Origin of the sequence: Actinoallomurus spadix (genome assembly GCF_024055725.1) — a bacterium.
In the GTDB taxonomy this organism is placed as follows: domain Bacteria; phylum Actinomycetota; class Actinomycetes; order Streptosporangiales; family Streptosporangiaceae; genus Actinoallomurus; species Actinoallomurus spadix.
The window spans coordinates 421593-444586 of record NZ_JAMXMX010000002.1 but is presented as its reverse complement, the minus strand read 5'-3'; the positions used below and the strand labels follow the sequence as shown (position 1 = coordinate 444586).

Below are 22994 nucleotides of genomic sequence, written 5' to 3'. Positions count from 1 at the left end.
GGGGGGGGGGGGGGGCCGGCGGTTGGGGGGCCCGCCCCCGGGTACGCGTCGTGATCAGCGGCCGTACTTGACGGTCACGTCGGCCTGCTCGACGTCGTCGTCTCCCTTGGCCACGGTCAGGACGCCGACGCCCCAGACGGACGTCGTCCCCTTCACCTGGGCCAGCGCCTCGATCCGCGTGGTGTGGCCGGCGCGCTGCGGCAGGACCGACACGCTCCAGTGACCCGCGTGGTACCGCAGGAGCCGGGTCCCGTCCGCGACCGCCCACAGGCCCTTGGCGCCGTCGGACGCGAGGGCGCCGACGAGCCCGACCCCGTGGCCCGGCGACAGGGCCGCCCACTTCTTGCCGTTCCAGTGCAGGACCTTGCCGCCCATCGATCCGGACACCCAGACGTTCTTCGCGCCGAGGGCCCGGACGCTGTCGTACATGACGTCCTCGGTGCCGGTGGAGACCCGGCGCCAGGTCTTGCCGTTCCAGTGCGTGACGGCCGCCTCGTAGCCGTTCTTCCCGCGTACGAGGCCGATGGCCCAGATGTCACGGCTCGACACGGCGCTGACGTCGGACACGGAGCCGGGCACCGAGACGGTCTTCCAGTGCTTGCCGTCGAAGTGCCGGGCGTGACCCGCGGCGAGGTCGTTCGTACCCCTGCCCAGCAGCCAGACGTCCTTCTTGCCGATGGCCGCGACCGCGTCACCGCCCGGTTCGTAGGTGGTGTGGGTGGGGCCGGTGTGCCACTTCTTGCCGTCCCAGCGGAGCGAGTAGGCCTTGTCGCGGCCGTCCGTGCCGGTGACCCAGACGTTCGTGCCCGACGAGGCGGCCACGTGGTCGAGGTAGATCCCCTTGAGGGCGGCCGGGACCGCCACCTTCTTCCAGGTCTTGCCGTTCCAATGCCGTACGAGCGCACGGTTCTTGCCCGAGACGGTCTCGCCGCCGACGGCCCAGGCGTCCTTCGCGCTGACGGTCGCGACGGCGCGGAGCGCGGCGTTGGCGTGGGTGGCCGTGATCCGCCAGCCGGTGGCGGCGGCGGCCGAGGAGGCGAAGACGGCCGTGAGGGCCGTGGCCGTACCGGCCACGGCGATGAAGCGTCGCATCGACAACCTTCTGGTCGAGAGAGGAGAGGCCGGAGCAAGATCGATAATTTACGCGAACCGCCCCTTCGAGGCGGCGGCTTTCGACGGAGGCCGAAACCGGGATGCTCGATCCACCGCCACCGGGGGGCCGTGCCCGATCTGGGCGGCGCGTACGGGTGGACGGAACGAAATTGAGTCTGTTCTGTCCCTGTTCGATGGCATTCTTGGGGCGTGCGGAGTCATCAGGGGGTCAGTGCCGTCCTGGCCGGGAGAGGGAGTGAGCTCGCCTTCCTGAACCGGGCTCTGCGGGAGGCGTCCGGCGCCCTGCTGGTCGGCGGCGAGGCCGGCGTCGGCAAGAGCCGGTTGATCAAGGAGTTCCTGGACGCGAACCCCGGCGTACGGACCTTCGTCGGCGGCTGCCTCCAGATCAGCGCCGAAGGCCTGCCGTTCGCCCCGTTCAGCGCGATGCTGCGCCGTCTGGTCCGGGAGATCGGCGTCGACGGTGTCGCCGCGCTGCTGCCCGGCGGAACGCCCGCGGGACTGGCCCGGCTGCTCCCGGAGTTCGGGCAACCCGACACCGAGACCGGTACGGCAGAGGCGCGCGTCCGGCTGTTCGACCACGTCCTGCTGCTGTTCGAACGGCTCACCGAGAAGGAGCCCGCCGTCCTGGTCATCGAGGACGTGCACTGGGCGGAACGTTCCACCCGCGACCTGCTCAGCTACCTGATCCGCAACCTGCCGGCCGGCCTGCTCGTCATCGCGACGTACCGCTCCGACGAGCTGCACCGCGACCATCCGCTGCGCCCGCTGCTCGCCGAGCTCGGCCGGGTCGACTGGGTCCGGCGGCTCGACCTCGACCGCCTGCCCCGCCGCGCCGTCGCCGAGCAGGCCCGCGGCATCCTCGGCCGGGACCTCGACCAGCCCTCCCTCGACGCGGTGTACGAGCGCAGCGAGGGGAACCCGCTGTTCGTCGAGGCCCTCCTGTCCTGCGACGGCCAGATCAACGACGAGCTGCCCGAGTCGCTGCGGGACCTGATCCTCGGCAGTGTCCGCAAACTGCCGGAGGAGACGCAGGAGGTCCTGCGCGTCGCCAGCGCCGGCGGCGACCGGGTCGAGCACGCGCTGCTCGCCGCCGTCACCGGCCTGGACGACGGCGCGCTGTCCCGGGTCCTGCGGCCCGCCGTCGCCGCGAACGTCCTGGTCGTCGACGGCGAGGCGTACGGCTTCCGGCACGCCCTCATGCGCGAGGCCGTCCACGGCGACCTGCTGCCCGGCGAGCACACCCGCACGCACACCCGGTTCGCCGAGGCGCTGGAGAACGATCCCTCCCTGGTCCCGATGGGCCGCGCGGCCGCCGAGCTCGCCCACCACTGGTACTCCGCCCATGACGCCACCTGGGCGCTGATCAGCGCGTGGAAGGCGGCGCAGGTCGCCAAGGAGGCCACCGCGTACACCGAGTGCCTGCGCATGCTCGACCGCGTCCTCGAACTGTGGGACAAGGTGCCGGACGCCGCCGAACACCTGGGCGCCGACCACGTCACGGTCCTGGAGCGCGCCATCGACGCCTCCGACCTGGCCGGGGAGACCGAGCGCGGCGTGGCCTTCGCGAAGGCGGCGCTGAAGGAGATCGACGATCCGATCCGCGCCGCCGGGGTGCTGGAGCACCGCGGCCGGCTCAAGATCCGTCTCGGCCATCCGAAGGCACTGGAGGATCTGCGGGAGGCCGCCCGGCTCGTGCCCGCCGATCCGCCCAGCACGGCGCGGGCGCGGGTCCTGTCCACGCTCGCCCAGCAGCTCTACCTGCTGCCGACCGGGCTGGAGGAGGCACGCGCGCTCGCCGCCGAGGCGTTGCACACCGCCCGCGCGGTCGGCGACGCGACGGTCGAGGCGCACGCGCTGACGACGATCGCCGGCTGCGACTTCTCCGACGCCGACGGCGAGGGCCACCTGACCGAGCTGGCCAGGGCCGAAGCACTGTACGCGCGGGGCGGCGTCGACGACTCGGCCATGTTGCGCATCGCCACGAACGAGTCGCACGTCCTGGAGGGGATGGGCGAGCACGAGCGCGCCGTCGAGGTGGCACGGCGCGGCGTCGCACTCGCCGGCAAGCACGGCCTCGCGCGCACCTCCGGCGCGTTCCTGACCATCAACCTGGCCGAGCCCCTGATGTCGCTCGGCCGCTGGGACGAGGCCCTCGAAGTCGTCGAGCACGCGCTGGAGCTGTCCCCGCCGCCGCTCACCCGAGCCTCGCTGCACCACATCATCGGCGTCATCGCGGTGGCGCGCGGCGACCTCGACACGGCCGCCCGCGCCGTCGCCACGCTCGACGCGGTGCTCGCGCCGACGTTCTCCCGCACCCAGGAACTCTTCCCCTCCGAGGGTCTCCGGATCGACCTGCGACTCGCCCAGGGCGACCTCGACGGCGCCCTGGACGCGGTCGAGGTCGTCCTGACGGAGTTGCGGCCGTCCGTCAGCGCGCGGTACGGCCTGCCGCTGCTGTGCTCGGCCGCGCGGGCGTGCGCGGAGGCCGGTGGTGAACGCGCCGCACGGCTGCTGACCGGAATCCGCGCGGCCGCCGAGAAGACGCCCGACGGAGGCTGCGTCCAGCGGGCGTACGCCCTGCGACTCGAAGCCGAGGCGGCCCGCGCCGAGGGCGTGCGCGACCGGGCGGCGTGGGCGGCCGTCGCCGCCGCCTTCGAGGCGCTCAAGGAGCCCTACCCCCTGGCGTACGCGCTGCTGCAGACCGCCGAGGCGGGCGACCCGCAGGACGGCGACACGCGGGAGGACACGGCCGCGCGGCTCCGGCGGGCCGCCGAGATCGCCGACGACCTCGGCGCCCGGCCGCTGCGGGAGCGGATCGAGGCGCACGCCCGGCGGTCCAGGATCGCGCTGGGCGGCCGGACCGACGCGCCCGTGCTCGGCCTCACCCCGCGGGAGCTGGAGGTCCTCCGGCTCGTCGCCGAGGGGTGCGGCAACCGCGAGATCGCCGGCCGGCTGTTCATCTCCGCCAAGACCGCGAGCGTCCACGTCTCCAACATCCTGGCGAAACTGCAGGTCGCGAGCCGTGGCGAGGCCGCCGCGGCCGCGCACCGCCTGGGCATCGTCTGACGCGTCTTAGTCCCTTAGGGCCGCTCAGGAGGCGGGCGCGCGCCGGATAAGGCGTTCACCCGATGTGCCGGGTCCCCTCTTAGAACGAGCCTTGATGGTGTCAGCGACTCACGCAGGAGGACACCATGCACCCCGACATCATGTACGCGCTCAGCACCGAGCGTACGCGGGACCTGCGCCGTGAGGCGGCGCGGGAGCGCCGGGCCCGGCGTCTCCCCCGCACCCGGCGACTGCGCCTCCGGACGCCGCGGCCGCGTGCCGTCTGGGCGTCCTAAGGACCGGACATGCGTGGCATTCTGGACGGCGTGCGCGCGCATGAGGTGAGCCCCGCCTTCGTAGGACGGCGCTCGGAGCTCGCCGTCCTGACCGACGCCCTCCGGCGGGCCGAGGCCGGCACCCCCGGAGCCGTGCTGATCGGCGGAGAGGCCGGCGGCGGCAAGACCCGCCTCGTCGGGGAGTTCGCCGAGCGGGCCTGCCGGGAAACGCTCGTCCTCACCGGCGCCTGCCTGCAGCTCAGCACCGTCGGCTTCCCGTACGCCCCGTTCACCGCCGCGCTCCGCCAGCTCGTACGAGAGGCGGGCGCGGCGGAGATCGCCGCCCTCATGCCGCGCGACGGCGCCCGCGACCTGGCCCGCCTGCTCCCGGAGTTCGGTGAGCCGGCCGCCGAGCGGGACCCGGACAGCGCACGGGTCCGGCTGTTCGAACAGATGCTGGTGCTGCTGGAACGACTGGCCGAACGCCGCCCGCTCGTCCTCATCGTCGAGGACGCCCACTGGGCCGACCGGTCGACGCGCGACCTGCTCATCTTCCTGCTGCGCAACCTCCGGCACGCCGCCGTGCTCCTCGTCATCACCTTCCGCTCCGACGAACTGCACCGCTCCCACCCGATGCGCCCGGTCATCGCGGAGCTGGAGCGCATCGAGGGCGTGGTCCGGCTCGATCTGCCCCGCCTGACCCGTACGGAGACCGCAGGGCAGCTCGCCGGCATCCTCGGCCGCGAACCCGACCCCACGGTCGTCGACGCGGTCTACGAGCGCAGCGCCGGCATTCCCCTGCTCGTCGAGGCGACCGCCGACTCCCCCGACTGCGGCCTGTCCGAGTCCGTACGGGACCTCGTCCTCGCCGGTGTCAACCGGCTGCCCGAGGAGACGCAGGACGTGCTCCGGCTCGCGTCGACCGCGGGCGTACGGTTCGGGCACGCGCTGCTCGCCGCGGTCACGGGACTGGACGACGGGAGGCTGTCGTCGCTCCTGCGGCCGGCCGTCGACGGCAACGTCCTGGTGGCCGACGAGCGGGCGTACGCCTTCCGCCACGCGCTGATCTGGGAGGCCCTGCACGACGAGCTCCTCCCCGGCGAACACTCCCGCGCCCACCAGCGGTTCGCGGAGGCCCTGGAGGCGGACCCGGCGCTGAGCGCCGGCGGCCGGCCCACCGTCGAGATCGCCATGCACTGGCAGAACGCGCACGATCCCGAACGCGCCCTGCGCGCCGCCTGGCGGGCGGCCCGCGAGTCCGAGGCCGCGTTCGCCTACGCCGAGCAGCTGCAGATGCTCGAACGCGTCCTGGAACTCTGGGAACGCGTGCCCGACGCGGCGGAGTGCACGGGCGTGGACCACGTCCGCGTGCTCAGGAAGGCCGCCGAGGCGGCCGACGCCAGCGGCGAGCCCGACCGCGGCCTCGCCTTCGTCCGTTCCGCCCTCGCCGAGGTCGACGAGGAACGCGACCCCGAGCAGGTCGCGTCGATCCTGGGACGGCGCGCACGGCTGAAGCGCGACCGCGGGCACGCCGGCCACCTGGACGACCTGTGGCGCGCCGAGCGCCTGGTACCCGCCCCCTCGCCGACGCGTGCCCTGCTCCTCACCCGGCTGAGCCGCAGCCTCATCCTGCTGGGCCGGGACGACGAGGCCCTGCCGATCATCGAGGAGACGCTGGAGCTGGCCGACCGGTTCGGCGACGACTGCGTCGCGGCGGACGCCCTGAACAACCTGGCCATCGCCGACGCCCACCAGGGCCGGTACACCGAGGCCCTGGAGGGACTCCAGAAGGCGACCGCACGAGCCGAACGCTCAGGGGACGACGACGGGCGGCTCCGCGCGCTGGTCAACGTCTCCGACGCCCTCCAGGCCCAGGGCCGCTCCGAGGACGCCGCCGTCGCCGCGCAGAAGGCCCTCACGACGGCCGAGAACCTCGGCCGCGCCCGTACGCACGGGGTCTTCGCCGCCGGCAACCTGGCCGAGGCCCAGCTGTCACTCGGCCGGTGGGACGACGCCCTGGAGACGCTCGAACGGGCCGACGAGCTCTCCCCCGTGCCGGGCCTGCGCGGGCAACTGCTGCTGAACCGCGCCGCCATCGCCATCGCCCGCGGGGAGGGCGATGTGGCCGAACCGATCGTCACGGAGCTGACCGCGATGTCCTCGGCCGGCGATCCGTACCCGCAGCAGATCCTTCCGCTGGCCGGCCTGCTGATCGAGTGGCGCCTCGCCGAAGGCGACGGCCCCGGCGCCGTCGCGGCAGCCGAACGCGCCATCACCGACCATGAGCTGACCGGGGACGCCCGGCACATCTGGCCGATCCTCCTCGCGGGCATCCGCGCCTGCGCCCTGCACCCCGCCGCCGCGCTCGCCGCCCGGCTGCGCGAGGTCGCCGCCGCGACGCCCGCGCACGGCGCGGTCATGACGGCCGAACGCGCGACCTTCGAGGCCGAGTCCGCCCGCGCCGGCGGCAGGCCGGACCGCGCCGCCTGGACGGCCGCCGTCGCCGCCTGGGACGCACTCGGCCGGCCGTACCCGCTGGCGCGGGCACTGCTGCGGGCCGCCGAGGCCGCCGTCGCCGACGGCGACCGCGATGAGGCGTCGGCCCTCCTGGGCCGCGCGGCCGGCCTCGCCGACCGCCTGAAGGCCAGGCCGCTGCGCGCCGACCTCGACCTGATCGCCCGGCGCGCCCGCCTCCGCCTGGACGGCGGACCGGCCGGTCAGGCGCCGCTCGGGCTCACGCCCCGCGAACAGGAGGTGCTGCGCCTCCTCGCGGAGGGCCGCAGCAACCGCGAGATCGCCGAGGAGCTGTTCATCTCCGCCAAGACAGCCAGCGTCCACGTCTCCAACATCCTCGCCAAACTGAACGTCCCCACCCGGGGCGCCGCCGCGGCCGCCGCCCACCGCCTCCGCCTGACGGGCTGACGGGCTGACGGGCTGACGGGAAGAACCAGGTCACCGATCGGGGAGCGTTTACGTCCGGCCGGCGAATCAGCTCTCGACGAGGACGACCTCGACACAGGCACCTTGCTGCTCGGAACGGCGGGACTTTCGCCAGTCGAGGGCAGGGGGAAGATCACGCTGGGTCATGAGCACCGTCTCTCCATGAGGGGTCGTGAATCGGCCGCCTGTCGCCGGATGCGGGCCGGCGTCAAAGGGGTCACCTGGAGGGTGATGTTCGGCCGGGCCGCCATCTCCCTCAGGTACGGCAAGACGGTAAACGTCGTCATGGCCGCACCCGGCATCGAATTGACGACCATCGAACTCGCCGAAGTCAGACGACTGGCATGAATGAGGCAACGACGGTGGTCGCATCCTGCACAGAAACACCGACCAGGCACCACGAACCCCGTATCTTCGCTCCGCGCGCATGACACTGTTCTGCCGACGGATGGGTTCCCGGGCTGTCCCATCGTGTCTCAGGCCGTCTACTCAGGCGAGAAGTTCTCGGCTGGCTCAGATTTCGTGATGGTGGCCTGTCGTCGCCGTACGCTCAGGGATACAACGCGCCATCTCGGGCAGAGCGGGCACCACCGGGAGGCACCTTGTTCCCGTGAGCGTCTACTGAGAGAAGAATCCTCTCGCTTGGGTAGACACCCCTGGAAAACAAGCCGGCACCCCCGGGCGCCGGCCAGGACCAAGCCCGCACTGTGCAGGTGGAAACACTCAGCCAACGACGAGCCGCAGGCATCACGGAAAGTGAGCCAGGACCACGGCCTTTGGGTCTGTCGCGCGCTGGCCGGCTTCCTGCACCTTCCTAACGACGGCACGAGGGTCGAGGTCATCGAAGGGGAGATCGTCGTGTCGCCCGGGCCATCGAGGTCACCCCCCAATCGAATGCCGCCAAGGATGGGGAACCCGGGGCGTCCCGCATCACGTCGTACGCTCGTCCGGGGACACGATCCGGCTTCCGGAGCCGTTCAAGCTGGACGTTCCGACCGGCGAGTGGGAGCCCTGTGGCTGTGTAGGTGGGAAGTGGCCGCGTTCTTCGGCCGGAGCTGACCGCAGGGCCAGCCCGATCTCGGCAGCCGGATACGCCGTTCGCCTGCTCTCCGAACGCGGGCTGTACATCGCTACACCTCTGAGAGCCGAAACGCCGAGGGTCCTGGCCGTATCGACGGCCAGGACCCTCGGCGTTACGTGTTGGGGTTACTCGGGGACGCGGGCGACGCAGAAGACGGTCTGGCCGAAGGGCGGGCGGATGACGCGCTCGATGAGGCGGGTCGTCGGCACGACGGTCCGGTCGTAGATCTTGACGAGCTTCGGGTCGGGGTAGCCGGCGCCGCCGCGGCGGACCGCGGCCCACCAGGCGATGCCGCCGAGGAAGTTGATCGGCTTGAGCACGTCGATGCCGAGCCCGGCGCCGGTGACGGTCGCGGCGAGGGTCTTCGGCGTGTAGCGGGTGACGTGACCGACCTTGCGGTCGAAGTCGCCGTACAGCTGCATGTAGCCGGGCACCCAGATGACGATGCGCCCGCCGGGCTCGACCACGGCGGCGAGGTCCTTCAGCGCCTGGACGTCGTCCTTGATGTGCTCCAGGACGTTCATCATGACGACGGTGTCGACCTTGCGCCTGATCTTGATCTCGGCGGGCAGCGCGAGGTCGAGGACCTCGACGTCGTCGTTGCCCTGGTAGCGCTTGGTCAGCTGCTCGACGCAGTAGGGGTCGTTGTCGCTGACGACCAGGTAGTCGAGACGGCCCGCGAACTGCTCAGAGAAGTGGCCCAGGCCGGAACCGACCTCCAGGAGGGACCGGCCGACGTGCGGGGCGACCATGTCGTACTCGTACTGGCGGTAGTTCTTCGCCTCATCGCCGCCGAGGTGGTTCTCCAGCTGGCCTTCGCCGGCCGCGGGCTGATCACCTTCGAAGGTCTCCGGTGCCGGCCGGTTGCTGCCGAGCAGGCCGAGCAGGGAACGTGCGATGGAATTCTTCTGCGCTGAAGGCATGCGATCACTCGCTGAAATGTCGACGACGTGGCCCGGGTGGGTGAAGAGTCTATCCACAGCCGGTGCTCGTGCGAGCACCGTCGACCGGTGCGGGAGGTGCCCCGCCCCGGGCCATGGTGGCCGGAAGGCCGGACCCTTCGACAGCCGTGGCCATGAGCACATCGAGGTCGGACCAGGGCCCGGGACGGGAATCTGTGGGGGCCGCTGCCCTTATTGCACAAAGGTTCACGATAACGCGGGATAGCCGCAAGACGACGGTTTTCAGATGGTGAGTGCCAGGTTGATCCGGGCGGCGGCGTCCCTGATGCGCGGCGCGGACGCCTCGATCCTCGCCAGCTTCACCGGGCTGCAGGAGACCGCCACCGCTCCGATCGTCTCGCCCGACGCGTCGGTGACGGGGACGGCGGCGCACCCGATGCCCAGGACGTACTCCTCCCGGTCCAGCGCGAGCGGAGAGCCGAGCCGGCGTTCGAGCTCGCCCTCGTGGGTGATGGTGTGCGGGGTCAGGCCGATCAGCGGATGCCGGGACAGGTGGTCACGGCGGGCCGGCGGGGGCAGCTGGGCCAGGACGCACTTGCCGATCGCGGTGGCGTGCGCGGTCTGGCTCAGCCCCGCCGACAGGTCGACCCGGGGCGTCCGGGGGCCGTCCGCGATCTCGACGACGCGGATCTCGCCGTCCTCGTACAGGCTGAGGTACGCCGCCGCCCCCAGCTCGTCGCGGAGCGACCGCAACGCCACGCGGACGCGGGCGAGCCGGTCCTGGGCGCGCCGGTCGCCGGAGAGGGAGTCCACCCGGTCGCCGAGAAGGTAGGCCCCCTCCCTCGTGCGGACGACGTATCCCTCGTGGACGAGGGTGCGCAGCAGGTGGTACGTCGTGGCGAGCGGCAGTCCGACCTGGCGGGCGAGCTGTTTGGCCGGCGCGCCGCCGGGGTGCGACGCCACCGCCTCCATGAGGTGCAGCCCGCGCTGGACCGAGACGATGAGGGTCGGCCTCCGTGTCTCTTTCATCACGGACAGCGAACCCCGGCTTGACCTTTCGGTCAAGCGATTCGCCGAATCTATCGGCCTTGGACCGTTCCTGGACACCTCCCACCGTTTTCCCAGAATCCTCCCCCAGGTTCTTGAAGTCCTTGCTCTTCACTGGGTGACGGCAACCTGAAGGAGGCCGAGATGAACAAGAAGATTCTGGGCGGTGTGTCCGCGCTGGCCGTCGGAGTCGTCGGCACGGGCGTCTACCTGGCGGTTCCGGCGGCGGCCGGTCCGTCGCCGAGCACGCCCGCCAGGGCGAAGGCGGCCGAGCGGCATCCGGGGCGGCACCCGCGTGCCGCCCGCGCCGCCCGCGGCATCCACGGACAGGCCACCGTCCGTACGAAGCAGGGGTTCGCCCAGGTCGACTGGCAGCGGGGCACGCTGACCGCGGTGAACGGCGGGACGCTCAGCGTCCGCAGCGCGGACGGCGTCACCTGGCAGTGGAGGACCGACGGCACCACGAAGGTCCGCAAGAACGGCGCCAGGTCGACCGTGTCCGGCCTGACCGCGGGCGACTTCGTCGTCGTCCTCGGCAGGGACGCGAGCGGCACCCGTACGGCCAGGCGGGTGATCATCCCGAAGAAGATCCCGGCCCGCGCGACCGCGTCGCCCGCTCCCTCACACGGCTGAGCCGGCGCGCTCGGGCCGAGCCCCCGACCCGGGGGCCACGTCCCCTCACGCGGCCGAGGCGCCGCCCGGGCCGGGAGGGCCGCGCCCTTCCCGGCCCGGGACGCGGGAGCAGCACGTTCGACGACGGCGCGATGATGGAGCCGATGGACGATCCCCGAGTGCTCGTCGTCGACGACGAGCCGAACATCCGCGACCTCGTGAAGGTCGCCCTGCGCTTCCACGGGTTCGCCGTCGTGACGGCGGCGACGGGCGACGAGGCGCTGCGCCGGGTCCGCGAGGACCGGCCCGCGCTGATCGTGCTGGACGTCATGCTGCCCGACCTGGACGGCTTCGAGGTGTGCCGCCGCCTGCGGGGGAACGGCGACGAGACGCCGGTCATCTTCCTCACCGCCCGGGACACCTCGTCGGACACGGTGACGGGGCTGGCGCTCGGCGGCGACGACTACGTCACCAAGCCGTTCGCGGTGGACGCCCTGGTCGCCCGCGTACGGGCGGTGCTGCGCCGCGCCCGGCCGCAGGGCTCCGCCGGCGACGCCGCCGACGAGGTGCTGCGCGTGGCCGACCTGGAGGTCGACGTCGCCCACTGGACGGTGCGCCGGGCGGGCGCCGAGATCGAGCTGTCGCCGACCGAGTTCCGGCTGCTGACCTACTTCATGCGCAACCCCGGCCGGGTGCTCACCCGCGCGCAGCTGCTGGAGAACGTCTGGGGCTGGGACCACTCAGCGGGCTCCCCGGTCGTCGAGACCTACGTGAGCTATCTGCGCCGCAAGCTCGGCCCGGACCTGATCCACACCCAGCGTGGCGTCGGTTACGCGCTGCGGCCTCCCACGTGAGGTCGCTCAACGCCCGGCTCGTCGCCGGACTGCTCGCGGTGACGGCGGTGGGGCTGACGCTGATGGGCCTGGTCAGCGCGGTCGTGCTGCGCGGCTACCTGCTGCACCGGGCCGACAACCAGCTCGAGGGCGTCCGCCGGCGGCCCGCGCTCGCCCACGCGGCCGACACCGCGGCCCCCGGCCGGTACATCGTGCTCACGGTGACGCGGGACGGCCGGATGCGCGCGGCCGCCGGCGGCCCGGATCCGGCACGGGCACTCGACCGCGCGGCCCGGGTCGGTCCTGGGCCGCTGTTCGCCGAGGGGCAGGGCGGCAGGCCGTTCCGGTTCGGCAGGATGCGCGCGATCGCCCGGGTGAACGCGCGCGGGAACCTCACCGTCATCGTCGATCCGCTCACCGAGGTGCACGCGGCCGTCGCGGGCCTTCTCGTCGTCGAGTCGGCGACGGGGGTGCTTCTGCTGTGCCTGGTGGCGCTGCTCGGCCGGGGGCTGGTCCGGCGGGGGCTCGCGCCGCTGTCGCGGATGGCGGCCACGGTCCACGGGATCGCGAGCGGCGGGGACCTGAGCGCCCGGATGGAGGAGTCGCCGTCGGAGGTGGGCCGGCTGGCGGGCGCGATCAACGTGATGCTGGGCCGGATCGAGCAGGCGTTCCTCGCGCGGCTGCGGTCGGAGGCGAAGGTACGGGAGTTCGCCGCGGAGGCGTCGCACGAGCTGCGTACGCCGCTGACGACGATCCGCGGCTACTCGGACCTGTACGAGCAGGGCGCGGTGAGCGCCGAGGAGGCGATGCGGCGGATCTCCGGGGAGGCCGCGCGGATGGGGCGCCTCGTCGACGAGCTGCTGGAGCTGGCGCGCCTGGACAAGGGGTCGGCGCTGTCCCCGGCGCCGGCCGACCTGGCCGTGCTCGCGCGGGACGCGGTGGCGGACGCGGCGGTCGTCGAGCCGGACCGGCCGATCACGCTGGACGCGCCGGACTCGCTGGTCACGGTGGCCGACGAGGCCCGGGTCCGGCAGGTCCTGGCGAATCTGCTGGCCAACGTGCGCGCGCACACGCCGCCGCGCACGCCGGTGACCGTACGGCTGAGGGCGGCGGACACCATGGTCGTCCTGGAGGTCGCCGACGAGGGGCCGGGGATGGCGCCGGAGGAGGCGGAACGGGCGTTCGACCGGTTCCACCACGCGCGGGACAGCGACGGCAGCGGGCTGGGCCTGGCGATCGTCGCGGCGATCGCGGCGGCGCACGGTGGGCGTGCCGCGCTGCGTTCGGCGCCGGGCGCGGGCACGGTCGTACGGGTCGAGCTGCCGCGTCTCGCGCCACTCCGGGACGCTGCGGGCGACCCTCCGCATACCGGACCTACTGGCGGGTAGAACCAGAGAGTAACTTCCTACGGAGGTGACTCATGGCGCACGTGGACGAACGCACCGCCCGCCGCGTCGCCGAAGAGGCCCGCGAGAAGGCGTGGCGTCTGCCCAGCTTCGGCAAGCAGCTCTTCCTCGGCGACTTCCGGCTCGACCTCATCCACCCCCATCCACGGCCGGATGAGGAGGATCAGGGCAAGGGAGAGGAGTTCCTCGCCCGGCTCCGGGAGTTCTGCGAGACGAAGGTCGACCCGCGGGTCATCGAGCGCGAGGCCCGGATCCCCGACGACGTGATCAAGGGGCTGAAGGCCCTCGGCGCCTTCGGCATGAAGATCCCCGAGGAGTACGGCGGCCTCGGCCTCAGCCAGGTCTACTACAACAAGGCGCTCATGCTCGCCGGGTCGACCCACTCCGCGCTCGGCGCGCTGCTGTCGGCCCACCAGTCCATCGGCGTACCCCAGCCGATCAAGCTGTTCGGCACCGACCGGCAGAAGCGGGAGTTCCTGCCCCGCTGCGTCAACGAGATCAGCGCGTTCCTGCTCACCGAGCCCGACGTCGGCTCCGACCCGGCCCGGCTGCGCACCACGGCCGTCCCGGACGGCGACGAGTACGTCATCGACGGCGTCAAGCTGTGGACCACCAACGGCGTCATCGCCGACCTGCTCGTCGTCATGGCCCGGGTCCCGAAGTCGGAGGGCCACCGCGGCGGCATCACGGCGTTCGTCGTCGAGGCGAAGAGCGAGGGCGTCACCGTCGAGAACCGCAACGCCTTCATGGGCCTGCGCGGCATCGAGAACGGCGTCACCCGCCTCCACCAGGTCCGCGTGCCCGCCGCCAACCGCGTCGGCGAGGAGGGCCAGGGCCTGAAGATCGCGCTGACCACCCTCAACACCGGCCGCCTGTCCCTGCCCGCCATGTGCGCCGGGGCCGCCAAGTGGGCCACGATGATCGCCCGCGAGTGGTCGCGGGAACGCGTCCAGTGGGGACGCCCGGTCGGCGAGCACGAGGCCGTCGCCGCCAAGATCTCCTTCATCGCCGCGACCGCGTACGCGCTGGAGGCGATGGTCGACCTGTCCAGCGCCCTCGCCGACGACAGCCGCAACGACATCCGCATCGAGGCCGCGCTCGCCAAGCTGTACGCCTCGGAGATGGCCTGCCGCGTGGCCGACGAGCTCGTGCAGATCCGCGGCGGGCGCGGCTACGAGACCGCCGAGTCCCTGGCCGCGCGCGGCGAGCGCGGCGTGCCCGCCGAGCAGCTCCTGCGCGACCTGCGCATCAACCGCATCTTCGAGGGCTCCTCGGAGATCATGCGGCTCCTCATCGCCCGCGAGGCCGTGGACACGCACCTGTCCGTGGCGGGCGACATCATCGACCCCGACGCCGACCTGAAGGCCAAGGCCAAGGCCGTCGGCCGCGCGGGCGGCTTCTACTCCACCTGGTTCCCGACCCTCCTCGCCGGGGCGGGGCAGCGGCCCGGGTCGTACGCCGGGTTCGGCCCGCTCGCCCGGCACCTGCGCTACGTCGAGCGCTCCTCGCGCAAGCTCGCCCGCTCGGTGTTCTACGCCGCCGGGCGCTGGCAGGGCGGCCTCGAACGCCGGCAGGGCTTCCTCGGCCGCATGGTCGACATCGGCGCCGAGCTGTTCGCGATGAGCGCCGTCTGCGTCCGCGCGAAGGCCGACGACCGGCCCGAGGCGTACGAGCTGGCGGAGGCGTTCTGCGCGCAGGCGCGGGTCCGGATCGGCGAGCTGTTCGACCGGCTCTGGCACAACACCGACGCCCTCGACGCCAGGCTCGCCCGCCGGGTCATGGACGGCCGGTACACCTGGCTGGAGGAGGGCGTCCTGGACCCGTCCATCCCCGGCCCGTGGATCGCCGAGCCCGCCCCCGGCCCGAGCCGGCGCAAGAACGTCCACCACACCGTCGCCTGACCGGAGAGCACCCTCCGATCCCCGGCGCGTCGCATACGGCGACCGCCGGGGATCGATCATGTGGCGGGAAAGCGTTCGAGACTTCGTCGGAGTACCGGTGACAGCTCTCGCTCACCGGAAGGTGCCCACGATGGACGACCGCCCATGAGGGGCGCGCGGGTCGCCGAACCCGCCGTACGACCACCCGACGCGTTCGCGGCGCTGTACGACGAGCACTTCCCCTCGATCTACAACTACGTCGCGAGCCGCCTGGGCAGGGACGTGGCCGACGACCTCGCCGCCGACACGTTCGTCATCGCCCTGCGCAAGCAGGGCGAGTACGACCCGGAGAAGGGCGCGGTACGCCCCTGGCTCTTCGGCATCGCCACCCGGCTCGTCGCCCAGCACCGGCGCCAGGAGACGCGCCGGTACCGCGCCCTGGCCAGGGTCGGCCGGGAGGAGATCGCAGACAGCCACGAGAACCGGGTGATCAACTGGGTCAGCGCCGAGGGCCTTCAGCCACGCCTCGCCATCGCGCTGGCCGCGCTGCCGCGCGGTCAGCGCGACGTCCTGCTGCTCAGCGCCCTCGCGCAGTTCTCCCACGAGGAGATCGCCCAGGCGCTCGGCATCTCGTACGGAACGGTCGGCTCCCGGCTGAGCCGGGCCCGCAAGAAGGTGCGCGACGCACTCGGGGAGGACAACGATGGATGACGAGCGCATGATCCGCAGCCTCCTCCAGGAGGCTCCGCCGTCCGCCGAGGTGATCGCCGAGGGACGGCACCGGCTGTACGCCGAGCCGCCGCGCCGGCGCCGGTGGAGGACACCCGGGCTCGGCATCGCCGGGCTGGGCCTGGCCGCGGCGGCCACGGCCGCCGTCCTCGCCGTCACCACCGGCGGTTCACCGACGGCACCGGTTCACCAGGCGCCTCCCCGGCAGCTGAGCGCGCGGCAGGTGCTCCTCGCGGCCGCGGAGAAGGCGGCGAGCGAGCCCGTCGGACGGTACTGGCACACGCACGTGATCAGCGGTCAGGCCTACCACGTCGCGAAGGGCGACTACGTGATCGACGGCGCCCGGCACGAGATCGACCAGTGGACCGCGCGCAGCGCCCAGGACGACGACGTCTTCCGCAGCCGGTTCGCCGGCGCGGTCCCGCAGACGGCGGCCGACCGGGCGGCCTGGCGGCGGGCGGGGTCGCCGGCGACCTGGCGCGTGCTGTCGAACGGTCAGTACATCCGGCAGACCGCCACCCCGGACCGCTGGGACCTCGCCCGGCTGACGCCCGCCGAGAAGAAGGGCTACGACAAGCTGGTCGCCCGGGTACGGAAGCAGTGCGCCGGCCGCTCGCGGGGCTGCCCCCAGCCGGAGCTCACCCAGGCCGAACGGGAGGCGCTCGCCGACGACCCGGCGGCGCTGCGCCAGCGGCTGCTCACGACCTCGGGCAAGGGCGGACCGGGCAACGTCCTCACCCGGGCCGGTGACTTCCTCGCCCGGCCCGGCTCGTCGAAGCTCAGCGCGGCCGTCTTCCGCGTGCTGGCGGACGCGCCGGGCATCCGCAACGCCGGGCCGGTGACGGACCTGCGAGGACGCGCCGCGATCGCGCTCACCGCCCGCTCCTCGGACCGGAGCGGCACGTTCGACACTCAGCTCCTGCTGCAACCCGGCACGTACCGCGTGCTCGGCACCCAGACGGTGCTGGTGGCGGGCGGCCGGGGGCCCGAGACGGCGGGGATGAAGCCGGGGACCGTCTTCACGGAGCAGCTCTTCCTCGAGATGGGCTGGACGGACTCCGCGCCCCGTTGAGCGTGCCCGGGCCCCGGTGGCCGCGCTGGCCGCGCCGTTCCAGCAGCGGGACCACCGATGCGGCGCTGCGGCAACCGGTACACGGCCCGGCGGCACTACGACCGCACGCGTTCCTGAGCGGGAGATGTCTCCGCGGTCTGCGATGATCGCCGCGTGAACGGCACAGTGGACCGCGACGAGCTCCGGAACGACATCCGCGAGGCCCTCGCCATCGGTGACCAGGACTTCGACACCATCATCGAGGACTGCGTCGAATACCTTCACGGCGTGGCGGAGGCCGGCGCGGTGCGCGCGGCGGCGACCGAGATCGCGGCGGAGGAGTTCGCGGCGTACCGGGCCGAGCAGAAGTCCTGGCCGGACGTCCTCGACACCGACCGGCTCATCGGCGCGTTCCGGGAACTGGAGACCGCCGGGATCATCGCCCGGGAGAACTTCACCTGCTGCCAGAGCTGCGGCACCGCCGAGATCGGCGGGGAGGCGCCGGAGGGCGCCGAGCCGCGTGGATACGTCTTCTGCCACCACCAGGACGTCCAGGCCGCCGTCGACGGCCAGGGGGTGCACCTCTCGTACGGCGCCTTCGACGGCGGCGAGGCCGCGGCAGAACGGATCGGCGAGGAGGTCGTCGCCGTGCTGCGCCGCCACGGCCTCGCGCCGGAGTGGAACGGCGCCCCCGGCCGGCGGATCCTGGTGCCCATGACATGGCGGCGGCGGCGCTTCGGGCGGCTCGCCGCCTGGCCCGGCGGCCCCGCACCGGAGGACGCCGCCCCGCTCAAGGTGACCTACCGCGACTACGCGCGCGGGTGCGGCGAGGACGCCCCGGTCCCGATGCCGCTCGCCGCGGCCCGCCGGGTCCTGCTCGACCTGACGCCGAGGACCGGTGGCTTCGCGACGTTCGAGGGCCGGTCCGGCGCCATCGTCCAGGTGATCTGGGAGGACGGGCCCCGGCTGTGGCTGGAGAGCCCGGACGCCGCGACGCGGAGCTCGCGGGGCCGCCACGTCACGCCGGCCGAGGCGGAGGAGATGATCCGCGTCCTCGCCGACGAGGACCGCGCGGACCTGACCCGGCTCGGTGGCCTGGAGATCCGGCCCTGGTCGGCGGACTGAACCGCCGACCGGCCCGGCGGCGCCCCGCCGGGTGAGCCGTCAGATCGGCGGGATCCGCTCGCGGCGCATCCGCGGGATCATCGGGCGCCGCTCCAGCTGGATGACGCGGTCCCAGGCGGCGTCGAGCTGGGCCTCCAGCTCCCGGATGCGCTTCTCCAGGCCCATGATGTGGCGGATGCCGGCCAGCGTGACGCCCTCGTCGGCGAGTTCGATGACGCGGCGGATCCGGCCGATCTCGTACGCCGAGTAGCGCCGGTGGCCGCCCGGCGTGCGCCGGGGGCTGACCACGCCGTACCGGTCGAGGCGGTGCAGGAACCGCCGGCGCGTCTCCAGCATCGCGGCGGCCTGGCCGACGGAGTACAGCGGCCGGTGTTCTTCTTCAGTGAGGACCATGACGCGTGCCATCGTGGGGCACGCCGTGCCGCTCGGCTGCCCGTACACGCCCGGGTTGTGCGCTTCTTTACGCCTGAAGGGCTTTACGCGGAGAGGGCGGGGCGCCGGCGCCCCGCCCCCTCCGATGGTCCTCGGTCAGAGGCGCTCGATGATGGTGGCGTTGGCCTGGCCGCCGCCCTCGCACATCGTCTGCAGGCCGTAACGGCCGCCCGTGCGCTCCAGCTCGTGCAGGAGCTTGGTCATCAGGATGCTGCCCGTGGCGCCCAGCGGGTGGCCGAGCGCGATGGCGCCGCCGTTCGGGTTGGTCTTCTCCAGCGAGGCGCCCGTCTCGCGCGCCCAGGCGAGCGGGACCGGCGCGAACGCCTCGTTGACCTCGAACACGTCGATGTCGTCGATCGACAGTCCGCCCCGCCGCAGGGCCTTCTCGGTGGCGGGGATCGGCCCGGTCAGCATGTACACCGGGTCGGAGCCCTCGACGACGAGCGTGTGGATGCGGGCGCGGGGCGTCAGGCCGTGCTCGCGGACCGCCTCCTCGGAGGCGATCAGGAGCGCGCCGGCGCCGACCGAGATCTGGGAGGCGATCGCGGCGGTGAGCTCCCAGCCCTCGCGCAGCGGCTGCAGGCCCGCCATCTTCTCCAGCGAGGTGTCCGGGCGGGCGCCCTCGTCCTTGGCCACGCCCGCGATCGGCGCGGTCTCCCGGTCGAAGTAGCCGTTCTCGATGGCCTTGACGGCGCGCTGGTGGCTCTCCAGCGCGAACGCCTCGAGGTCTCCCCGCTTGAAACCCCACTTCTCGCACATCAGCTGCGCGCCGCGGAACTGGGAGATCTCCTGGTCGCCGTAGCGCGCGGACCAGCCTTCGCCGTACGGGAAGGGCATGCCCTTCTCCAGCGCCATGACGACGTTGGAGCCCATGGGGACCATGCCCATGTTCTCGACGCCGGAGGCCACGACGAGGTCCTGGGTGCCGGACAGGACGCCCTGGGCGGCGAAGTGGATCGCCTGCTGCGACGACCCGCACTGCCGGTCGATGGTGACGCCGGGGACCCGCTCGGGCAGGCCCGCGGACAGCCAGGCGGTACGCGCGAGGTCGAGCGCCTGCGGGCCGACCTGGCTGACGCAGCCCATGATCACGTCGTCGACCGCCTCGGGGTCGACGCCCGTGCGCTCGACGAGCTCCTTCAGCACGTGCGCGCCCAGGTCGGCCGGGTGCACGGCCGCGAGGGCGCCCTTCTTGGTGCCGACGGGGGTACGGACCGCTCCGACGATGTACGCCTCGGCCACGACGCCTCCAAGTATCTTCCCGGGTTCCGTCCCATGAGAACCGAACAACATTCGGTCAGTACGAGGTTACCTCGCTCCGCGCCCCCGTCCATATGATGACGCCCACTCTCGGCCCGGCGCCCGGCGCCCGGCGCCGTCCCGTCAGGCGGGTCCGGTGAACCGGGCGAGTACCACGCCGCCGACGATCAGCGCGAGCGCGGCCAGCCGTCCCACCGTGACGGGATCGCGGTTCACGACCACGCCGAGGCCGATCGCGCCCACCGCGCCGATGCCCGTGAACACGGCGTACGCGGTGCCGACCGGCAGCGTCTCCATGGCCCGTGACAGCAGGTAGACGGCGGAGGCGGCCAGCAGGAAGCACACCAGGGTGGGCAGGGGGCGCGTGAACCCGTGCGTCGGCCTGATGCTCTGCGACCAGGCCACCTCGATCAGGCCGGCGGCCCCCAGCAGGACCCAGTTCACGAAGCCTCCCCGCCGAGAGCGCGTACGGCGGCGAGCGCGGCCTCGTACGAATCGGCGTGCTCGGCGCGCAGGTGCGCCAGCCGGGGGTCGATGAGCGCGTTGGACAGTTCGGCATTGACGAAGACGGCGTCGTCGACGCCGAAGTGGCCGCCGAAGAAGTCACGGAGGTAGCGCTCCTGGTGGTCGAAGGGCGCGCGCGGCGTCCCCGGCCCGTACGCCCCGCCACGGGCCGCGACGACCACGAAGCGCCGGCCCTTGAGCGACATGCGCGGGAAGGTGATCTGGTCGATCCACGCCTTGAGCGCCGCGGGGACCGAGAAGTTGTACATGGGCGTCCCGATCAGGACGACGTCGGCGGCGACGACCTCCGACAGCAGCGGCTCGACGATCGACCAGGCGCGCGCCTGCCCGGGCGTGCGAACCGCCTCGGCGTACCGGCCGATCTCGGTGATCTCGTGCTCCAGCACGTGGTCGCACAGCTGGGTCCACGCCTCGTCGATGTGGGGCACCGGGTCGGCGGCGAGGTCGCGGTACACGTAGCCGCCGCCCGGGTGGGCGGCGCGCCAGGCGTCCGCGAACGCGGCGCTGAGCCTGCGGGACAGCGAGTTCCGCCGCGCGCTGGCGTCGAGGTGAAGCAGGTTTCGTGACATGACACTCCCATAAGTGGACGCTTCGTCCAGTTCGTGTCGACACTTTAGGAGACAACCGGACGCAATGTCCACTTAGGTAGAATGGTGGTCATGAACCGACGGACGGACCTGCTCACCGGCGCGGAGATGGGCGGCGTCCACGAACGCGCCGACGCGGCACGCAACCGCCGCAAGATCCTGGCCGCCGCCGAGGAGCTGTTCGCCGAGCGCCGCGCGGTCACGATGGAGGAGATCGCCCGCGCCGCGGGCGTCGGCCGCGGCACCCTCTACCGCCGCTATCCCGACCCCGCGGCGATCGCGCTCGCCCTGCTCGACCAGCACGAACGCGACCTGCAGCAGCGCCTCCTGTCCGGGGAGCCACCGCTGGGCCCCGGCGCGCCGCCGCGCGACCGTCTCGTCGCCTTCTACGGCGCGATGACCGAGCTGCTGGACCGCCACGCCCACCTCGCCCTGGGCGCCGAGACCGGCCGGTCGCGCTTCGCCACCGGCGCCTACGGATTCTGGCGCGCGCATGTGCGGGCCCTGCTGTCCGAGGCCGGTGTCCCCGACCCCGACACGCTGGCCGACCAGCTCCTCGCCCCCCTGGCACCCGAGGTCTACGATCACCAGCGCCGCCGGCTCGGGCTCTCCAACGACCGGATCGTCGCCGCCCTCACGCGCATCGCCGACGGGCTCCTGCCGGCCCCTCCGTCACCGGTGTCGAGCGGCGAGCCCGGCTCCTAGAGTGGGGTCTCATGGAGCAGCCGCCGTGGGACGCCCGTGAGCTCACCGTCGGGCAGGTCGCCGCGCGGAGCGGCGTCGCCGTCTCCGCGCTGCACTTCTACGAGGCCAAGGGCCTGATCCGCAGCCGGCGCACGGCGGGCAACCAGCGCCGTTACACGCGGGACGTCCTGCGGCGCGTGGCGTTCATCCGGGTCTCCCAGCGGGTCGGCATTCCCCTCAGCGAGATCCGGGAGGCTCTGGCGCGGCTTCCGGACGAGCGCACTCCCACGCCGAGGGACTGGGCGCGGCTCTCCGCCACCTGGCGCCGTGAGCTCGACGCCCGCATCGAGCAGCTGCAGCGGCTGCGCGACGACCTGACCGACTGCATCGGCTGCGGCTGCCTGTCACTGAGCCGGTGCCGCCTGTCCAACCCGAACGACCAACTGGGCGCCCAGGGCCCCGGCCCCCGCCGGCTGCTCACCGAGACGGCGGCCGGCTCCGCGTCCGAGCGGGTACCGGCCTCCGCGTCCACCCCGGAACCGGATCCCTGCGACGGGGCTCACTGCGGCTGAGGCGACGGGCTTTCGAGCTGCCGCTCGTACGCCGTGACGAGGGCGTCGAGGACGCCGGGGAAGCGGGTGTCGAGGTCGTCGAGGCGCAGGGCGGTCCAGCGCCGGTTGCCGTCCTCGCGCTGACGGATCACGCCGGCCTCGCGGAGCACCCGGAAGTGGTGGGTGAGCGTGGACGGCGCGACGTCCACGGGGAACGTCCCGCAGGCGCGCTCCGGGTCGGCGCGCAGCGTCCGGACGATCGTCATCCGCGTGGGATCCGACAGCGCGTGCAGAACGTCCAGCAGGTCGATCTCGGCGGCGTCGGGGTGGGTGAGCGCGCGACGCTGCGATCGGGGCATGGCGGTGACCTCTCTTTCGACAATCATCGTACAACCGTGATACGACTTTCGTCGTACGACGAACGTCGAAAGTCGAAAGAGGGAACGTCATGCGTGCTCTGGTGATGACCGCGCCGTCGGAAGGCCCGGACCGTACCGAGGTGCGGGAGGTCGAGACGCCGCGTCCCGGCCCCGGCGAGGTGGCCATCGACGTGACCCACGCCGGAATCAACTTCCTCGACGTGATGGCCCGCCGCGGCGACGCCGGCTACGTCCCCGCGTGGCCGCACACGCCGGGCAAGGAGGTCGCCGGGACGGTCCGCGAGGTCGGCGAGGGCGTGCCGGGCCTGGCCGTCGGGCGGCGGGTCGCGGCGTTCACGCCCGGATCCGGCGGCCTGGCCGAGGTCGCCCTCGCGCCGGCGGCGCTCACCGTGCCGATCCCGGACGCGGTGCCGTCGGCCGTCGCGGCGGCGACCCCGCTGATGCTCGCGACCGCGCTGCTCCTGCTCACCGACGCCGCCCGGTTCAACCCCGGTGAGACCGTGGTGGTGCACTCCGCGAGCGGCGGCGTCGGCGGG

At 73.0% G+C, this 22994-nt stretch carries 23 protein-coding genes and 1 pseudogene; 14 read left to right on the top strand and 10 right to left on the bottom strand.

Annotated features, from left to right (window positions below):
* Positions 1-54: 54 nt before the first annotated feature.
* The gene (locus NE235_RS04165) at positions 55-1092 is read right to left on the bottom strand and encodes a beta propeller repeat protein (RefSeq protein ID WP_252799490.1); all 1038 of its coding nucleotides are present in this window, start codon (positions 1090-1092) and stop codon (positions 55-57) included.
* Between the two features lie 210 nt (positions 1093-1302).
* Between NE235_RS04165 and NE235_RS04160 the strand changes: the two genes are divergently transcribed.
* From NE235_RS04160 to NE235_RS37140, 3 genes are all read left to right on the top strand, one after another.
* Entirely contained in the window at positions 1303-4179 is a 2877-nt protein-coding gene (locus tag NE235_RS04160) for a helix-turn-helix transcriptional regulator (protein WP_252799489.1), read from the top strand.
* Positions 4180-4304: 125 nt separating this feature from the next.
* Positions 4305-4454 carry a hypothetical protein gene (locus NE235_RS04155; RefSeq protein WP_252799487.1) on the top strand — a complete coding sequence of 50 codons (150 nt, stop codon included), beginning with the start codon at positions 4305-4307 and terminating at the stop codon, positions 4452-4454.
* 9 nt (positions 4455-4463) lie between these two features.
* Complete coding sequence (locus NE235_RS37140; RefSeq protein ID WP_289848109.1) at positions 4464-7355, top strand: ATP-binding protein; 2892 nt, start codon at positions 4464-4466, stop codon at positions 7353-7355.
* Positions 7356-7421: 66 nt separating this feature from the next.
* Here NE235_RS37140 and NE235_RS04140 read toward each other — a convergent pair whose 3' ends face one another.
* Entirely contained in the window at positions 7422-7520 is a 99-nt protein-coding gene (locus NE235_RS04140; RefSeq protein ID WP_252799486.1) for a DUF397 domain-containing protein, read from the bottom strand.
* Positions 7521-7535: 15 nt separating this feature from the next.
* Here NE235_RS04140 and NE235_RS04135 point away from each other — a divergent pair, with 15 nt between their 5' ends.
* Positions 7536-7721, top strand: coding sequence for a hypothetical protein (locus NE235_RS04135; protein WP_252799484.1), 186 nt, complete (start codon positions 7536-7538; stop codon positions 7719-7721).
* 858 nt (positions 7722-8579) lie between these two features.
* Here the strand turns inward: NE235_RS04135 and NE235_RS04130 are convergent.
* Positions 8580-9377, bottom strand: coding sequence for a class I SAM-dependent methyltransferase (locus tag NE235_RS04130; protein WP_252799481.1), 798 nt, complete (start codon positions 9375-9377; stop codon positions 8580-8582).
* 261 nt (positions 9378-9638) lie between these two features.
* Positions 9639-10385: an IclR family transcriptional regulator gene (locus tag NE235_RS04125; protein WP_252799479.1), complete on the bottom strand. Its 747-nt coding sequence runs from the start codon at positions 10383-10385 to the stop codon at positions 9639-9641.
* Positions 10386-10547: 162 nt separating this feature from the next.
* Between NE235_RS04125 and NE235_RS04120 the strand changes: the two genes are divergently transcribed.
* From NE235_RS04120 to NE235_RS04090, 7 genes are all read left to right on the top strand, one after another.
* Complete coding sequence (locus NE235_RS04120) at positions 10548-11036, top strand: DUF5666 domain-containing protein (RefSeq protein ID WP_252799478.1); 489 nt, start codon at positions 10548-10550, stop codon at positions 11034-11036.
* 134 nt (positions 11037-11170) lie between these two features.
* Entirely contained in the window at positions 11171-11869 is a 699-nt protein-coding gene (locus NE235_RS04115; protein ID WP_406567532.1) for a response regulator transcription factor, read from the top strand.
* Positions 11866-13236 carry a sensor histidine kinase gene (locus NE235_RS04110; RefSeq protein WP_252799475.1) on the top strand — a complete coding sequence of 457 codons (1371 nt, stop codon included), beginning with the start codon at positions 11866-11868 and terminating at the stop codon, positions 13234-13236. Before NE235_RS04115 ends, NE235_RS04110 begins: the two co-directional genes overlap by 4 nt.
* A gap of 32 nt (positions 13237-13268) precedes the next feature.
* Entirely contained in the window at positions 13269-15155 is a 1887-nt protein-coding gene (locus tag NE235_RS04105; protein ID WP_252799473.1) for an acyl-CoA dehydrogenase family protein, read from the top strand.
* A gap of 144 nt (positions 15156-15299) precedes the next feature.
* Positions 15300-15845: an RNA polymerase sigma factor gene (locus tag NE235_RS04100; protein WP_252799471.1), complete on the top strand. Its 546-nt coding sequence runs from the start codon at positions 15300-15302 to the stop codon at positions 15843-15845.
* A complete protein-coding gene (locus tag NE235_RS04095) occupies positions 15838-16935 on the top strand; it encodes a CU044_5270 family protein (protein ID WP_252799469.1) in 1098 nt (365 codons plus the stop codon). Before NE235_RS04100 ends, NE235_RS04095 begins: the two co-directional genes overlap by 8 nt.
* Before the next feature lie 153 nt (positions 16936-17088).
* Positions 17089-18039 carry a DUF6891 domain-containing protein gene (locus NE235_RS04090; RefSeq protein ID WP_252799467.1) on the top strand — a complete coding sequence of 317 codons (951 nt, stop codon included), beginning with the start codon at positions 17089-17091 and terminating at the stop codon, positions 18037-18039.
* 39 nt (positions 18040-18078) lie between these two features.
* Here the strand turns inward: NE235_RS04090 and NE235_RS04085 are convergent, their stop codons facing one another.
* The 4 genes from NE235_RS04085 to NE235_RS04070 form a co-directional block, all read right to left on the bottom strand.
* Positions 18079-18480, bottom strand: a complete 402-nt coding sequence (locus NE235_RS04085) for a MerR family transcriptional regulator (protein WP_252799466.1) — start codon at positions 18478-18480, stop codon at positions 18079-18081.
* Positions 18481-18567: 87 nt separating this feature from the next.
* Entirely contained in the window at positions 18568-19713 is a 1146-nt protein-coding gene (locus tag NE235_RS04080; RefSeq protein ID WP_252799463.1) for an acetyl-CoA C-acetyltransferase, read from the bottom strand.
* Positions 19714-19854: 141 nt separating this feature from the next.
* Positions 19855-20175, bottom strand: a complete 321-nt coding sequence (locus NE235_RS04075) for a DMT family transporter (protein WP_252799461.1) — start codon at positions 20173-20175, stop codon at positions 19855-19857.
* The gene (locus tag NE235_RS04070; RefSeq protein WP_252799460.1) at positions 20172-20825 is read right to left on the bottom strand and encodes an FMN-dependent NADH-azoreductase; all 654 of its coding nucleotides are present in this window, start codon (positions 20823-20825) and stop codon (positions 20172-20174) included. The genes NE235_RS04075 and NE235_RS04070 overlap by 4 nt, the downstream gene beginning before the upstream one ends.
* A gap of 90 nt (positions 20826-20915) precedes the next feature.
* Here NE235_RS04070 and NE235_RS04065 point away from each other — a divergent pair, with 90 nt between their 5' ends.
* Both NE235_RS04065 and soxR read left to right on the top strand, forming a co-directional pair.
* Positions 20916-21548, top strand: coding sequence for a TetR/AcrR family transcriptional regulator (locus NE235_RS04065; protein ID WP_252799458.1), 633 nt, complete (start codon positions 20916-20918; stop codon positions 21546-21548).
* A gap of 11 nt (positions 21549-21559) precedes the next feature.
* On the top strand, positions 21560-22099 hold the full coding sequence (soxR, locus tag NE235_RS04060) for a redox-sensitive transcriptional activator SoxR (protein WP_252799456.1): 540 nt from the start codon (positions 21560-21562) through the stop codon (positions 22097-22099).
* On the opposite strand, the gene NE235_RS04055 is transcribed toward soxR, so the two are convergent.
* Positions 22087-22464, bottom strand: a complete 378-nt coding sequence (locus NE235_RS04055; RefSeq protein WP_252799455.1) for an ArsR/SmtB family transcription factor — start codon at positions 22462-22464, stop codon at positions 22087-22089. The two genes, soxR and NE235_RS04055, sit on opposite strands and share 13 nt — an antisense overlap.
* A gap of 62 nt (positions 22465-22526) precedes the next feature.
* On the opposite strand from NE235_RS04055, the pseudogene NE235_RS38565 reads away from it, so the two are divergent.
* Positions 22527-22802, top strand: a pseudogene (locus tag NE235_RS38565) (alcohol dehydrogenase catalytic domain-containing protein); the annotation flags it as partial.
* Here NE235_RS38565 and NE235_RS04050 read toward each other — a convergent pair.
* On the bottom strand, positions 22685-22927 hold the full coding sequence (locus NE235_RS04050) for a hypothetical protein (protein ID WP_252799453.1): 243 nt from the start codon (positions 22925-22927) through the stop codon (positions 22685-22687). The pseudogene NE235_RS38565 and the gene NE235_RS04050 overlap by 118 nt on opposite strands.
* Positions 22928-22994 lie beyond the last annotated feature (67 nt).

What these genes read in the sequence shown, in the direction of transcription:
- NE235_RS04100 (WP_252799471.1), top strand. Translation starts at nt 15,300, where the DNA reads ATGAGGGGCGCGCGGGTCGCCGAACCCGCCGTACGACCACCCGACGCG.
- NE235_RS04140 (WP_252799486.1), bottom strand. Translation starts at nt 7,520, where the DNA reads ATGACCCAGCGTGATCTTCCCCCTGCCCTCGACTGGCGAAAGTCCCGC.
- NE235_RS04070 (WP_252799460.1), bottom strand. Translation starts at nt 20,825, where the DNA reads ATGTCACGAAACCTGCTTCACCTCGACGCCAGCGCGCGGCGGAACTCG.
- NE235_RS04130 (WP_252799481.1), bottom strand. Translation starts at nt 9,377, where the DNA reads ATGCCTTCAGCGCAGAAGAATTCCATCGCACGTTCCCTGCTCGGCCTG.
- soxR (WP_252799456.1), top strand. Translation starts at nt 21,560, where the DNA reads ATGGAGCAGCCGCCGTGGGACGCCCGTGAGCTCACCGTCGGGCAGGTC.
- NE235_RS04095 (WP_252799469.1), top strand. Translation starts at nt 15,838, where the DNA reads ATGGATGACGAGCGCATGATCCGCAGCCTCCTCCAGGAGGCTCCGCCG.
- NE235_RS04165 (WP_252799490.1), bottom strand. Translation starts at nt 1,092, where the DNA reads ATGCGACGCTTCATCGCCGTGGCCGGTACGGCCACGGCCCTCACGGCC.
- NE235_RS37140 (WP_289848109.1), top strand. Translation starts at nt 4,464, where the DNA reads ATGCGTGGCATTCTGGACGGCGTGCGCGCGCATGAGGTGAGCCCCGCC.
- NE235_RS04135 (WP_252799484.1), top strand. Translation starts at nt 7,536, where the DNA reads ATGAGGGGTCGTGAATCGGCCGCCTGTCGCCGGATGCGGGCCGGCGTC.
- NE235_RS04120 (WP_252799478.1), top strand. Translation starts at nt 10,548, where the DNA reads ATGAACAAGAAGATTCTGGGCGGTGTGTCCGCGCTGGCCGTCGGAGTC.
- NE235_RS04155 (WP_252799487.1), top strand. Translation starts at nt 4,305, where the DNA reads ATGCACCCCGACATCATGTACGCGCTCAGCACCGAGCGTACGCGGGAC.
- NE235_RS04065 (WP_252799458.1), top strand. Translation starts at nt 20,916, where the DNA reads ATGAACCGACGGACGGACCTGCTCACCGGCGCGGAGATGGGCGGCGTC.
- NE235_RS04125 (WP_252799479.1), bottom strand. Translation starts at nt 10,385, where the DNA reads ATGAAAGAGACACGGAGGCCGACCCTCATCGTCTCGGTCCAGCGCGGG.
- NE235_RS04115 (WP_406567532.1), top strand. Translation starts at nt 11,171, where the DNA reads ATGGAGCCGATGGACGATCCCCGAGTGCTCGTCGTCGACGACGAGCCG.
- NE235_RS04105 (WP_252799473.1), top strand. Translation starts at nt 13,269, where the DNA reads ATGGCGCACGTGGACGAACGCACCGCCCGCCGCGTCGCCGAAGAGGCC.
- NE235_RS04055 (WP_252799455.1), bottom strand. Translation starts at nt 22,464, where the DNA reads ATGATTGTCGAAAGAGAGGTCACCGCCATGCCCCGATCGCAGCGTCGC.